Here is a 12,981-nt window from a genome sequence, read left to right on the forward strand (position 1 = left end):
TTTATGAAAAGCTGGCATAGCAATATGCCAGCTTTTTTATTGAGCGCAATCTGGCGCCCACATATGCAAAAGAAGCGGAGGGATTGAGTGATTGGACTATGAGCAGAGTCATTATTCTTTCATTTGATGGTGATTGAATGAGCAACTCATAAACTAGAAAAATAGTTCTCAATGAAACACTAGAAAGCATTGATTGCCGTTCTGATCTGGATCGGCGCTATGTTGGCTTCTACTTTTTCCCATGCAGGTGTGACTTTATGTGCTGATGGGGGCTGCAATACAGAGGGTATCTATCCTGTAGAGGTGATAGAGATAGGTCCCATTGCTGAGTTTCCTGTACATATCAGGCCCAGCCTATTCCAACTTATCCCATTCAAAAATGAGGACGGGTGGAATTATGCGTTCGCGCTTTCTACACAGGCTGTCGCTAGTTTGAAGCTGCCTTATTTTGGTGATTGGTCGCTTGAGCAGGCGGTGATGCCAGAAAATTGGTCTGTGGCGATCGGTTACGACGACGAAGCGTTGTTGCCTGTAGCCTATTGGAACAGAACAAATGAAAAGGCTGATACCGGAGCAATTTTACTAAGCTATGTATCGCAATATGCACCTGCGCTTGCTGGTCTCACTATCTTGACGACATACGACAAGCAATTTCAAGATGAATTATGGATTCCGTTATCGCCGGAAGCAATGCTGGCTGGATTTGGACCAGCCACTTTACCAGTCCCTGAACCGTCTAGTGTCGCGTTGCTATCTCTTGGTTTGATATTGCTTTTCGCACGCCGCCGCCAAGCTGCTTGGCAGCGTTAAGGCACCGGATACCTAGGCGGTCCAGGCGGTGGCCTGCGGCGCTGCATGTCCAGGTAGCGCATGTCGCCATCGCCGAAGAATTCCTTGATCAGGAAGTCCTCCAGGCCGGCGCTGTCTTCCATGCGCGCGGACAATACCACCACGCGGCCCATCTGCCTTGATTCCCAGTTGAAGTCCCCTGAGTAGTGGCGGCGGATCAGTTCTATCATCTTGCGCACGGTGGCGCGCTGGATGTCTTCGCCCGCCTTGGCCTCGATCTGGAATACCTCGCGCTTGGCGGTGCTGAAATCGTTGATCCAGCCACGGAATTCAAAGGTTGAAGTGTAGTTGCTCATGCTGAGGATGCGGAAGACGCCGCTGGCACCCGAGGACAGGTTTTTCTTGATAGTTTCATCGCGCTTTTCTTCATCAGACAGCGAGCGGCTGCCGGATTCGCGCTGGGCGCGCTGGTTTTCCATCATCGCGGCATAGTTGTTGTCCGTGGCGCGGCGGTATTCGCGCATGGCGGCCATATAGGAAGACATGTCAGAATATTGCGAGGGGTCGGGCTCCTGCGGGCGCGGAGGCGCTGGCGTCGGGGCAGGCTGCGGCTCAGGTCGGGGAGCCGGTTTTTGCTCGGGCTGGGGCAGGGGCTTGCTCTTGCCGGTCACGACGGGAGGCGTGGGTTTGCTTTGCTTGGGCTGCCTGGGCGTGGGTTTGCTGGCGGCAGGCGGCGGAGGCGGGGGCGCAGCAGCTGGCGGCGGCGCCATTTCGGGTTGCGGTTTTTTCTCCGGCTGTGCCAGGCTCACGACCAGCTCTTTTTGCCCGCCATCCTGCTCGGACTCTTCCCCTTGGTCCATCGTCGGCATGATAAAGCCGAAGAACAGGATCAAGTGCAATATCAGGGAAAATATCAACGCATACAGCGTGCGGCGGCTGATGCGGAATTCGATGTATTGCTCCCGGTCGGCCGGCGATTGCCAGGGGAGGTCGGAAGGGTCCGGCTGAGTGGGCGCCTTGCCGAAACGGCTCGCGATCAATGCATTGAGATGGCGAAACAGGCGCGGTGCAGCCACGGTAAATTCAGTCCGGGGTTCTTAGGTTGGTTAGTTGGGGTTGAGGCGCGCCAGTGAGCGGTTGACGGCAATATAGGAACCCAGCCAACCCAGCACCACAGCGCATGCGATTACTCCCAGGCTGATTTCCCAGCCAGGTAACACTAAGATGAAGCTGCTGCCATAAAGTTCTGCCAAATCTGCCACCGAGAGGTTAAAGATTGTAAGAATGCCGTTGACGAACCCCAGCGCAAGCAGGCTGCCGCCGAGGCCGTACAGCGTGCCAGCGTAGAGGAAGGGGCGGCGGATGAAGCCGTCGGTGGCGCCTATCAGTTTGCTGACTTCGATTTCTTCGCGCTGGGTGGCAATCTGCAGGCGTATGGTATTGCCGATAATCGCCACCAGTGCAAACCCGAGCAGGCCGGAGAGCACCCATACCGCTTTCTTGCCCAATTGCAGCAGCGCATAGAGGCGTTTAGCCCAGTCGGCGTCCGCCAGCACGTGCTCTACGCCAGGCAGGCCCTCGATTTCATGCTGCAAGCGGGCGATGCCGTCGGGCGAGTGGTCCTTGGGTTCGATAAAGAAGGCATCGGGCAAGGGGTTCTTTGCCAGCTGGCTCGCGACGTCCTGTTCTTGCTGCATTTCCTGCCAGGCCGCTTCCTTGCTGACGAATTGCTGTTTTGCAACGCCCGGGTGCTGTTGCAGTTTTTGCTTGAGTTCCTGAACCGCGGCCGCCTCGGCATCCAGTCTCATGAAGACGCTGATCTGCGGCTCGTTCCTGACCCCGCCTGCCAGTTGGTTGAGGTTGTCGATCACGACATACAGGATGGCGGGCAGGCTCAGCGCGATGCCGATGACGCTCCAGATCATGAGGGTGGAAAGCTTGTTGCGCATGATGCGCGACAGGACGAGGCGCCAGACCTGGGTGTGCTGGTTGATCCAGTGTTTCATGATACCGAGAGCTTTCCGTGGTCGAGGTGCAGGACTTTCGCCGGGATGTTCTGGATGCTGTGCGCATCATGAGTAGCGATGATGACAGTGGCGCCTACCTGCTGAAAGGCGCTAAACAGCTTCATGATATCGGTGGCATATTCCTCGTCGAGATTGCCTGTGGGCTCGTCGGCAATGAGGATGGCCGGGCGGCTGACTACGGCGCGGGCGATGGCGAGGCGCTGTTGTTCCCCGCCTGACAGCGTCACGGGGATGGCCTTCTCCTTGGAAAGCAGGCCAACCTTGTCGAGCGCCGCGCGGATGCGCTTGGCGGCCTCCTGGCCGGTAATGCCGTTGATGTAGAGCGGCAGGGCGACGTTCTCGAAGCAATTGCGGTCGTAGAGCAGTTTGTGGTCCTGGAACACCAGGCCGAACTTGCGGCGCAGGTAGGGGAGCATGCGCGGGCGCAGCTTGCTGATGTTCTGGTTGCCGATGAGCACGGTGCCGCTGGTCGGGCGCTCGATCCCGGCCATCAGTTTGAGCAGGGTGCTCTTGCCTGCGCCTGAATGCCCGGTAACGAACACCAGCTCGCCTGCCGCGATCTCGAAAGTCACATGGCGCAAGATCTCGTCGCTGCCGCGGTAACGCTTGTTGACCTGGTCGAAACGTATCATGCGCGAGTGGTTTCCTTATTCGAGCAATGCATGTGATTCAAGTAGCGCATTATTCGAATAATGCCTCTATGAACTCGCTGGCCTTGAACGGGCGCAGGTCGTCAATGGATTCGCCCACGCCGATGTAGCGGATGGGCACGGGGCGCGATTGGGCGATCGCCGCGATCACGCCGCCCTTGGCGGTGCCGTCCAGCTTGCTCAGCACAAGGCCGGTGACGCCCAGAGCATCATCGAACGCCTTGACCTGGGTGACGGCGTTCTGCCCGGTGTTGGAGTCGAGTACTAGCAGGATTTCATGCGGCGCGCCGGGCAACGCTTTGTCGATGACGCGCTGCACTTTGCGGATCTCCTCCATGAGGTTGAGCTGGGTCGGCAGGCGCCCCGCGGTGTCTGCCAGCACGATATCGATGCCGCGCGCCTTGGCCGAGTTGACGGCGTCGAAGATCACGGCAGCGGGATCGCCGCTTTCCTGCGCGATGACATGCACGTTGTTGCGCTCGCCCCAGGCCTGCAATTGCTCGCGTGCCGCGGCGCGGAAGGTATCGCCCGCCGCGATCAGCACCGATTTGCCTTGCGCCTGGAATAGGTTAGCAAGCTTGCCGATAGTGGTGGTCTTGCCTGCGCCATTGACGCCGGCCAGCATGATGACGAAAGGTTGCGCGGTGGCGGTATCCAGCGGCTTTTCCAAAGGTGCGAGCAGTTCCAGCAAGGATTGCTTGAGCGCTTCCTTCAGCTGGGTGGTGTCGTTGAGGTTCTGGCGCTTGACGCGGGTGCGTATCTGCTCAAGCAAGGTCTGGGTGGCGGCGATGCCGACGTCCGAGGTCAGGAGGATGGTTTCCAGTTCCTCGTAGACGTCCTCGTCAATCTTGCCGCCGCCGAACAGGCTGGCCAGTTGCAGGCCCAATTGGCTGCGGGTCTTGGCTAGGCCGCGCTTCAAACGCTCCGTCCAGCTCAGGGTCGGCTTTTCCTGGGTGGGGACCTGGGGCGTTGCCGGCGCTATGTTCTCCGGTTCGGGAGTTGCGGCAGGCGGATTTTTGTCTTTTTTGAAGAAATCGAACATGAAATGTGTTTTTAGCGGTAAGCGGATATTTTAAAGCAAAACAAGGCGCTTGCAGCGGCTCAAACTGGTTATTCTGACCATATCTTCAGGTATTTTTACCTATCGGCAACATTACTGCCATATATCGCATGCATATACCTGCCCTATGAAAAGATCGTGAACAGGCTCTAAGAACTAATGTTGAAATGGCTGTGTCAGAGCATCGTTGCATGGCATGTCGCCACAGGTGCGGCCAGGCAAGCGCATTGGTGCAGGCAATCGGGCACTACCGCTATAATGCATGAATAATGCGGCTAAAGGAGAATCGCAAGGTGTTTATTCGAGGAGTGTGGCTCGCGCTGGCGTTGATGCCGATCGCAGCCCAGGCAGCAGATACGCACGAGTTCAAGCTCGACAACGGCATGCGGGTGATCGTGCAGGAGGACCACCGGGCGCCGGTGGTGGTGTCGCAAGTTTGGTACCGCGCCGGCAGCGTGGACGAAGTCAACGGCAAGACCGGCGTCGCGCACGTGCTGGAGCACATGATGTTCAAGGGCACCAAGGCCGTGCCGCCAGGACAGTTCTCGCGATTGATCGCCGCTGCAGGCGGGCGCGAGAACGCCTTCACCGGCACCGACTATACAGCCTATTACCAGCAGCTGGAAAAATCGCAATTGCCGTTGGCGATCAAGCTGGAAGCCGACCGCATGGCCAACCTACAGCTGACCAAGGAGGAATTCTCCAAGGAAATCAAGGTGGTGATGGAGGAGCGCCGCTGGCGTACCGATGACAAGCCGCAAGGCATGCTCAACGAACAGTTCAATGCGGTCGCCTACCAGGCCCATCCTTACGGCCGCCCCATCGTCGGCTGGATGAACGACCTCGAGAACATGACCGTGGAGGATGCCCGCGAGTGGTACCAGACTTGGTACACGCCGAGCAATGCCATCCTGGTCGTGGTGGGCGATGTCGATCCGCAGGGCGTGCTCAAGCTGGCCAAGCAGCATTTTGGCGCCATCAAGCCGCATGCATTGCCCGCGCGCAAGCCGCAGCTCGAGCCTCAGCAGATCGGCGAGCGCCGTACCGTGGTGAAGGTGCCTGCCGAACTGCCTTACGTGCGCCTGGGCTTCCATGTGCCGGTATTGCAGGATGCGGACAAGGACTGGGAGCCGTACGCGCTTGAAATCCTCGCCGGCGTGCTGGACGGCAACGCCTCGGCACGGCTCAACCAGAACCTGGTGCGCCAACAGCAGCTGGCAGTGGACGTGGGCGCCGGTTATGACCTGATCCAGCGCGGGCAGGTCGGGCTGTTCGAACTGGAAGGCACGCCCAGCGAAGGCAAGACCGTGGCCGAACTGGAGGCCGCCCTGCTGAACGAAGTGGAGCGTATCAAGCAGGAAGGGGTGACCGATGAGGAGCTGCAACGCGTCAAGGCGCAGGTGATTGCGGCGGACGTGTACCAGCGCGATTCCGTGTTCTACCAGGCCATGCAGATCGGCCGCCTGGAAACCACCGGTTTCTCATGGCGCACGCTGAAAAGCTACCCTGCCAAACTGAAGGCGGTGACGCCGCAGCAGGTGCAGGATGTCGCCCGCAAGTACCTGGTCAGGGACAGCATGACGGTTGCGACCCTGGACCCACAACCGATTGACCCCAATGCAAAACCAAAAGGCAAGCCACATGCGCATTAATCTTTCTTGTGTCCGGCGCGCGCAGCAGGCGCTCGTCATTGCAGCCGGGCTGCTGTCCGCCCTCCATGCACAGGCCGCCCTCAACATCCAGCACTGGCAGACCGGCAACGGCAGCGCGGTCTATTTCGTCGAGAACCATGACCTGCCTATCATCGACATCAGCACCAATTTTGCCGCAGGCAGCGCCCGCGACGGCGGCAAGCCGGGCCTGGCGGGTATTACCCGCTATCTCATGACCTTGGGGGCTGGCGGCCTGACCGACCAGCAGATTTCCAACGGCATGGCCGATGTCGGCGCGATACTCGGCGGAGAGCTCGATGCGGACAGGGCGGCGCTCAAGCTGCGCACCCTGAGCAGCGAGCGCGAGCAAAAGACGGCGCTGGATATCTATACGAAAATCCTGCATCAGCCGGATTTCCCCGAGGCAACGCTCAAGCGTGAAAAAGCCCGGATCATTGCCGGCCTCAAGGAAGCTGCGACCCAGCCTGCGAGCATTGCCAACCGCACCTTCCTCAAGGCCTTGTACGGCAACCATCCCTATGCCGTGGAAGAAGAGGGCGAGCCCGAGTCGGTGAATGCGCTCACTCAGGCGGACCTGCAACAGTTCCACCGCCAGTATTACGGCGCTAAAAACGCCGTGATCGCCTTGATGGGCGACATGACGCCGGAGCAGGCGCGTGCGATCGCCGAGCGCATTTCCGCGGGCTTGCCGGACAGTCCTGCCGCTGCAGCCCTGCCCGAGGTGGCTTATCCGCAGGCGGCGGTGGAGCGCCGTATCGCGCACCCGGCAAGCCAATCCCACATCATGCTGGGCTATCCTGGCAACAAGCGCGGCGACCCTGATTATTTCGCCCTCTATGTCGGCAATTACATTCTGGGCGGCGGCGGTTTCGTTTCGCGCTTGACCGAGGAAGTGCGCGAGAAGCGCGGGCTGGTGTACAGCGTCTACAGCTATTTCATGCCGATGCAGCAGCTCGGGCAGTTCCAGATCGGCCTGCAGACCAAGCGCGACCAGGCCGAGGATGCGCTCAAGCTGGTGCGCGAAACCCTGGCGAACTTCATCAGCAAGGGCGTGACCGAGGCGGAGCTCAAGGCCGCCAAGCAGAACATCATCGGCGGGTTCCCGTTGCGTATCGACAGCAACAGCAAAATCCTCGACTACCTGGCCGTGATCGGTTTCTACAAACTGCCATTGAATTACCTGGATGAATTCAACGCCAAGGTAGAAGCGGTGACGGCGGCCCAGGTCAAGGATGCGTTCAGCCGCCGTATCGACCCCGGCAAACTGGTGACGGTGGTGGTAGGCGGTACCGAGAGTGGCGGCAAGTAACCGCGTACGCATCAGCGGCGGCGAATGGCGCAGCCGCCTATTGAGCTTCCCGGATGCGCCGGGCTTGCGGCCTACGCCAGATCGCGTGCGCCAGACCGTGTTCAATTGGCTGGGCCAGGATATGCATGGGCGGCGCTGCCTCGACCTGTTTGCCGGCACCGGCGCGATGGGGTTCGAGGCATTGTCGCGCGGCGCCAGCGCGGTGGTGCTGGTGGAGAAATCCGCGCCTGCCGCGAAGTCTTTGCAGCAGAACCAGTCCCTGCTCAAGGCAGGCGCCGCACGCATATTGCAGCAGGATGCCGTGCAGTTCCTGGCGCAGAACCGCGAACGCTTCGACGTGATCTTCCTTGACCCGCCCTACCAGCAGGGTTGGCTGCCCAAGCTTCTGCCCCATCTCCCAAGCCACCTGGCTGAGGGCGGATTGGTCTATGTGGAGGCCGAGTTCGCCCTCGATGACGAGCCGCCGTGGCAGGTCGTCAAGCATGGCAAGGCGGGCAATGTTTTCTATCACCTGTTAAAATTGGCAGACAGATCAACCGATTGACAGGCAGCTTGCCTGCTTCGCCTTGCAAGGATTGTGCATTTGAGCCAACTGAAAGTCGTCTACCCAGGCACCTTCGACCCGATTACCCGCGGCCACGAGGACATCGTGCGCCGCGCCGCCGGGTTGTTTGACCATGTGATTGTGGCGGTCGCCAGGAGCCCGGGCAAGCATCCCATGTTTACGCTGGACGAGCGCGTGGAGCTGGCTTCCAGCGTCTTGTCCGATTGCCCCAATGTGGAGGTGCTGGGGTTCTCCGGCCTGTTGATGCAGTTCGTGCGCGAGCAGGGCGCGCGCGCCGTGGTGCGCGGGCTGAGGGCGGTATCGGATTTCGAGTACGAGTTCCAGCTCGCCGGCATGAACCGCCAGCTCTTCCCCGAGATGGAAACCATCTTCCTCACCCCGGCCGAACAGTACATGTTCGTCTCCGCCAGCCTGGTGCGCGAGATTGCCCAGCTCAAGGGCGATGTCAGCCAGTTCGTCTCGCCGCTGGTGCAGGAGCGCATTGCGCTCAAGCTGGCGTGAGCGAGGCAGGGAGTCCGCCATGGCGCTGATGATCACCGATGAATGCATCAATTGCGACGTTTGCGAGCCGGAATGCCCGAACGGCGCGATCTACCAAGGCGAGGAAATCTACGAGATCAATCCCAGCCTCTGCACCGAGTGCGTAGGCCATTTCAACAACCCGCAGTGCCAGGACGTTTGTCCGGTGGCTTGCATCCCGCATGATCCCGACCGTGTGGAGACACAAGAGCAACTACACCAGAAATACCTGCGGATCATGCTGGTGAAGCAGGCTTGAGCTTGCCTGTAACCAAGCCGTACTTTTCATCCTGGTAAAGATAGTTTCCTTCCAGGCATATTTTTTGCCTGTCTCGGATGTCTATCGTTTTCCATGCAGCCTCTTCGCCAGGCTGTTCTTCTACCATGAAGCTGATTACCTCCTTGCTGGCCTGGATATGCCCGGCCTTGTCAGAACCCGCACAGGGCGAGGGTTTGCAACCGCAGCCGCCAGCAGTGGGGGTGGGCCAGGCGAGCCGGCATTTGGCTGCATTGGCCTTGCGCCTCGGGCATTTGATGCGGCAATTGCTGAATACCGAAAGCACCCAGTCGGCGCGTTTTACCGAGGTGGAGAGCCGACTTGGTGCAATGACGGCGGAAGTCGGGCAAACCACTGCCCGCATGCGGCATAGCCTGGAAGAGGCCGAAGCCTTACGCAGCAAGTCGCAGGAGGATTTTTCCCTGGCCAGCAGCGAAATTTCCCAGGGCTTGCTGGGGCTGGAGCAGGCCCTGGCCAGCAAGTTGTCGCGCGTCAACGAGGTGGTGCAGGGGCTGGAGCGTATCGGGCGCGAGCTGGAGCTGATCGCGATCAATGCCGCGATCCAGGCTGCGCATGCAGGCGAGGCCGGGCGCAGTTTCAGCGTGGTGGCGGAACATGTGCGTGAACTGGCGCGGCATACTGTCAGCAATTCCAATGAAGTTTCGCTGATGCTGGATTTCAGCGATTTCCAACAGCAATTGATCGGCTTCGGCCATTCCAGCCGAGACAACGTGGAGCGGGTAGACAGGGATACGGCGCAGGCTTTTGGCACCGTGCAACAAGCCTTCCGCGAGATCAGCGCTTCCATGCAGACCTTGCTGGAGCACGGCAATGTCATCGAGACCATGCATCAACTGGATCGCGGCAGCTATGCGGCACAACGCCGGAAAGTCGGCTGGGCGCAGCAGCTCGCCACTGACCTTGCAGGGCTGGAAACCTGCCCTGACCTGCAATTGGGCGATGCGCTGTCCTCGTTGTTGCGCGCTGATGGCGGCTACAAGCCGCCAGGCTACGACCGCCTGGCGGATATCCAGTCGCGAGGCGTGTTGCGGGTGGCGATAGAGCCTGCCTTCAAGGGATTGTCGTTCCGCCTGCGGCCTGGGGAACCCTTGCGCGGGCTGGATGTGGAATATGCCACGGCCTTTGCCCGCGCGATAGGCGTCGAGGTCGAATTTATCGAGCACCCCTGGGACCAGTGCGTGGAGTTGCTGCATATCGGGCGCGAGCGTGGCGAACCGGAGGCCGATGTCGTCTGGAGCGCGCTGCCGCCGAGTGCCAGCTACCACCAGGTGGCATATTCCGAGGCCTATACCTACCTGCATTACATGCTCGCCAGGCGCAAGGGCGACCAGCGCATCGGCGGGTTGTCCAGCCTGGAAGGAAAGGTGCTGGGCTGCATCAACGACCCGGCGGCATTTGCCACCCTGGAGGCGGCAGGCTTGCGCTGGAGCAAGCACGGCAAGGCCGAGCGTGGCGCCGTCAGGCTGGCCAACCTCATCGGCTATACCGACCAATCAATCATTCACGATGCGCTGGCCAGCGGCAAGGTCGATGCCTTTGCCGTCGATCAACCCATATTCGCCTGGGCCTGCAACGGGCAAGACAGTCCTTGGCATGGCCGTATCGAGCTGTTGCAAGGCAATCTTGCGGCCAGTCCCTGGTACTACGTGGCGGCGGTGGCAGATGACCCATCCAGCTATACCTTGTTGCGCGAGATCAACCGGTTCATCCGGGAATTCCGCAATACCCCTGAACGCCAAGCGCTCGAAAAACGCTGGCAGTTTCATGTGGTCGAAGGCCATGCGGGCTACCGGGACGAACCGGGGAAGCTGAGAGGGGAGGAGGAACTATACCATGCACGCATGAACCCTCAGGCGGCATCGCCGGGGGCGCGCGTCGAGGCCCATGCATGAATCAATCCTGCCTGGAAGAATTGCACTGGAGTCTCGAAGCCTCCTGACTCGATCATTGACGCAATCCTGCCCGGCGCAAGCACTCCGACATCATTGGCATAGGCTTGGCGCATGCGCTCCATTCCCTCAGGCGAAATGTCTGCCGCCGCCATCATGTTCATCCACGCACGCAGCAAGACCTCATATTCGGGCGACTCCACGTCCGAAGCCAGGTCGGAGCTTGCCAGCATCCCTCCCGGCTTGAGTTTGCGTGATATCTCTCGAAAGAACCCGGAGCGCGCGGTTTGATCGAGAATGAATTGCGAGACCAAGAAACAAGTGGCTGCGTCATATAGCCCGGTGTCCGCAAGCGAATCCAGATAGCCTTCGTGGAAATGGCAACGGGACGCGACACCCTCCTGTTCCGCCCGTTGCCTGCACACGTCCAGCATGGGGCCGGAAGGCTCCACCGCAGTGAACCGCCACTGAGGGTTCTTCTGGGCAAGATGAACCAGTTCCGCTCCCGTCCCGACGCCGACACAGAGAATGCGGGCATCCACAGGTAGTCCGGCAAATATCGAGTCCAGCAGCAAGTGCAAGCAGTTGCGGATAGGCAAGGTCTTCGCCCACTGTGCGTCATAGCCTGCAGCCTGCTGGTCGAATATTGCCTTGATCTCGTCTTTGCGCATCCCGCTCTCCATGTCATTGCCGCCTAATATCCAGGTTCAACTGGCTGACCATTTCTTTTCTGTTCCGCCAACCTCAAGCGCATTGGATATTGAATGAATCGCTACCCGTCAACTGGCGCATGCGGAGTTTGCAGCACAAGCTGGTAGAACGCCAAATCAAGCCAGCGGCCGAATTTGAAGCCGGCTTGCTTAATGGTGCCGGCGTGGCTGAACCCGAGCCTTCGATGGAGCATGACGCTAGCGCCATTGCTTTCATCAATGCCTCCGATCATGACGTGGTTTTGCTGCTCCATGGCTTTTGCGATGAGTCGCTCCATGAGGATTCGTCCCAGGCCCTTGCCGCGATGATCTCGGCGGATATAAACCGAATGCTCAATAGAGTATTTGTATGCAGGCCAAGCGCGAAAGGTACCGTAGCTTGCAAACCCAAGAAGCTCGCCATCCGGTGAAATTGCGCCAATAACGGGGAAGCTGGACGCTTGCTTGGCCTTGAACCACTCCGACATATTTTCAAGGCTGCGCGGCTTATAATCGTATAGCGCGGTGGAGTTTGCAATGGCCTCGTTGAGTATCGAAAGGATGGCTGAGGCGTGTATTTCTTCGGTACAGGTCACGAACTCCACGAAATTTGAAAGGTTGAGCTCCCTTAGGGCATCAACCATGACAAACCACAGGTGACCAGCAAAGCCGTGAGAAAGAATAGCGGGATCAGGAATATTGCAAAGACCAGACAATGAATCAGCACATGAAGGCCATGTGCGCTTCGCAGATGTAAGGACTCGGCTACCTGAAAGGCAATGGCGCTGGATAACTCCTAGGGAATGGCCCCTGCGGCTGAAAAAAGAACGTCACCGATCATGATGCCGTCTCCAAGACCGTACTATATCGAGATCGCAGCATCGTATGAGAGCATGGCGGGACAAGTCAAATTCTTTAACCCGCAATAGGTGAAAATTCATTGCGGTTATAATGAACCTTTCAACAACAATCATTGGAGAAAGTGCCGTGCGCATATTGCATACCATGTTACGGGTTGGCGACCTGGAGAAGTCGCTGGCGTTCTATACCAATGTGCTCGGCATGAAATTATTGCGCCGTCACGAGTATCCCGATGGCAAGTTCACGCTGGCCTTCGTCGGTTATGGCAGTGAAAGCGACCAGGCGGTGATCGAGCTGACCTATAACTGGGATACCAGCAGTTATGACAAGGGCAATGCCTACGGCCATATCGCCATCGAGGTTGACGACGCCTATGCCGCCTGCGAGGCGGTCAAGCAGGCGGGCGGCAAGGTGGTGCGCGAGGCCGGCCCCATGATGCACGGCACGACGGTGATCGCCTTTATCGAGGACCCGGATGGATACAAGGTGGAATTCATCCAGAAGGGCACCTGGACTCCGGCTTGAACCAAGCCTTTGCGGACGAATCCCGTGACTGACGGAATGAGATTCCTTCGATAGGTTGGCAGCACGCCCAATGATTGTCTGCAACAGCGGGATACTGCCGGAGGCAGTCAGACACATGCATCGATAA

The 12,981-nt window shown here is 59.0% G+C and carries 15 protein-coding genes; 8 read left to right on the plus strand and 7 right to left on the minus strand.

The window, feature by feature from the left end:
• The first annotated feature begins 219 nt into the window (after positions 1 to 219).
• On the plus strand, positions 220 to 810 hold the full coding sequence (locus ACWXTG_RS00350) for a PEP-CTERM sorting domain-containing protein (protein ID WP_480220326.1): 591 nt from the start codon (positions 220 to 222) through the stop codon (positions 808 to 810).
• On the opposite strand, the gene ACWXTG_RS00355 is transcribed toward ACWXTG_RS00350, so the two are convergent.
• Genes ACWXTG_RS00355 through ftsY form a run of 4 tightly spaced genes read right to left on the minus strand, consistent with a single transcriptional unit; the run spans position 807 to position 4,508 of the window.
• Positions 807 to 1,865 carry a hypothetical protein gene (locus ACWXTG_RS00355; protein WP_457136360.1) on the minus strand — a complete coding sequence of 353 codons (1,059 nt, stop codon included), beginning with the start codon at positions 1,863 to 1,865 and terminating at the stop codon, positions 807 to 809. The two genes, ACWXTG_RS00350 and ACWXTG_RS00355, sit on opposite strands and share 4 nt — an antisense overlap.
• A gap of 30 nt (positions 1,866 to 1,895) precedes the next feature.
• Entirely contained in the window at positions 1,896 to 2,795 is a 900-nt protein-coding gene (ftsX, locus tag ACWXTG_RS00360; protein ID WP_480220327.1) for a permease-like cell division protein FtsX, read from the minus strand.
• Complete coding sequence (ftsE, locus tag ACWXTG_RS00365; RefSeq protein WP_407994371.1) at positions 2,792 to 3,448, minus strand: cell division ATP-binding protein FtsE; 657 nt, start codon at positions 3,446 to 3,448, stop codon at positions 2,792 to 2,794. Before ftsE ends, ftsX begins: the two co-directional genes overlap by 4 nt.
• A gap of 49 nt (positions 3,449 to 3,497) precedes the next feature.
• A complete protein-coding gene (gene ftsY / locus ACWXTG_RS00370; RefSeq protein ID WP_407994370.1) occupies positions 3,498 to 4,508 on the minus strand; it encodes a signal recognition particle-docking protein FtsY in 1,011 nt (336 codons plus the stop codon).
• 347 nt (positions 4,509 to 4,855) lie between these two features.
• Here ftsY and ACWXTG_RS00375 point away from each other — a divergent pair, with 347 nt between their 5' ends.
• From ACWXTG_RS00375 to ACWXTG_RS00395, 5 genes are read left to right on the plus strand one after another with little or no spacing between them, the layout of a single operon-like run.
• Positions 4,856 to 6,178 carry a M16 family metallopeptidase gene (locus ACWXTG_RS00375; RefSeq protein WP_480221249.1) on the plus strand — a complete coding sequence of 441 codons (1,323 nt, stop codon included), beginning with the start codon at positions 4,856 to 4,858 and terminating at the stop codon, positions 6,176 to 6,178.
• Positions 6,168 to 7,508: a M16 family metallopeptidase gene (locus ACWXTG_RS00380; RefSeq protein ID WP_480220328.1), complete on the plus strand. Its 1,341-nt coding sequence runs from the start codon at positions 6,168 to 6,170 to the stop codon at positions 7,506 to 7,508. Before ACWXTG_RS00375 ends, ACWXTG_RS00380 begins: the two co-directional genes overlap by 11 nt.
• The gene (rsmD, locus tag ACWXTG_RS00385) at positions 7,495 to 8,052 is read left to right on the plus strand and encodes a 16S rRNA (guanine(966)-N(2))-methyltransferase RsmD (protein ID WP_480220329.1); all 558 of its coding nucleotides are present in this window, start codon (positions 7,495 to 7,497) and stop codon (positions 8,050 to 8,052) included. The genes ACWXTG_RS00380 and rsmD overlap by 14 nt, the downstream gene beginning before the upstream one ends.
• Before the next feature lie 39 nt (positions 8,053 to 8,091).
• Positions 8,092 to 8,574 carry a pantetheine-phosphate adenylyltransferase gene (gene coaD / locus ACWXTG_RS00390; RefSeq protein WP_407995814.1) on the plus strand — a complete coding sequence of 161 codons (483 nt, stop codon included), beginning with the start codon at positions 8,092 to 8,094 and terminating at the stop codon, positions 8,572 to 8,574.
• A 19-nt stretch (positions 8,575 to 8,593) separates the two neighbouring features.
• A complete protein-coding gene (locus ACWXTG_RS00395) occupies positions 8,594 to 8,851 on the plus strand; it encodes a YfhL family 4Fe-4S dicluster ferredoxin (protein ID WP_309564675.1) in 258 nt (85 codons plus the stop codon).
• Here ACWXTG_RS00395 and ACWXTG_RS00400 read toward each other — a convergent pair.
• A complete protein-coding gene (locus ACWXTG_RS00400) occupies positions 8,829 to 8,978 on the minus strand; it encodes a hypothetical protein (RefSeq protein ID WP_480220330.1) in 150 nt (49 codons plus the stop codon). The genes ACWXTG_RS00395 and ACWXTG_RS00400 overlap by 23 nt on opposite strands.
• Here ACWXTG_RS00400 and ACWXTG_RS00405 point away from each other — a divergent pair.
• Entirely contained in the window at positions 8,977 to 10,782 is a 1,806-nt protein-coding gene (locus ACWXTG_RS00405) for a methyl-accepting chemotaxis protein (RefSeq protein ID WP_480220331.1), read from the plus strand. The two genes, ACWXTG_RS00400 and ACWXTG_RS00405, sit on opposite strands and share 2 nt — an antisense overlap.
• Here ACWXTG_RS00405 and ACWXTG_RS00410 read toward each other — a convergent pair.
• Both ACWXTG_RS00410 and ACWXTG_RS00415 read right to left on the minus strand, forming a co-directional pair.
• Complete coding sequence (locus ACWXTG_RS00410; protein WP_480220332.1) at positions 10,740 to 11,450, minus strand: class I SAM-dependent methyltransferase; 711 nt, start codon at positions 11,448 to 11,450, stop codon at positions 10,740 to 10,742. The two genes, ACWXTG_RS00405 and ACWXTG_RS00410, sit on opposite strands and share 43 nt — an antisense overlap.
• 101 nt (positions 11,451 to 11,551) lie before the next feature.
• Positions 11,552 to 12,112 (minus strand): N-acetyltransferase family protein, encoded by a 561-nt coding sequence (locus tag ACWXTG_RS00415; protein ID WP_480220333.1) that lies wholly within the window; start codon positions 12,110 to 12,112, stop codon positions 11,552 to 11,554.
• Positions 12,113 to 12,455: 343 nt separating this feature from the next.
• Here ACWXTG_RS00415 and gloA point away from each other — a divergent pair, with 343 nt between their 5' ends.
• A complete protein-coding gene (gene gloA, locus ACWXTG_RS00420; RefSeq protein WP_309564679.1) occupies positions 12,456 to 12,854 on the plus strand; it encodes a lactoylglutathione lyase in 399 nt (132 codons plus the stop codon).
• Positions 12,855 to 12,981: the final 127 nt, after the last annotated feature.

The sequence above is a fragment of the Methylobacillus sp. DLP286 genome, from assembly GCF_056636515.1.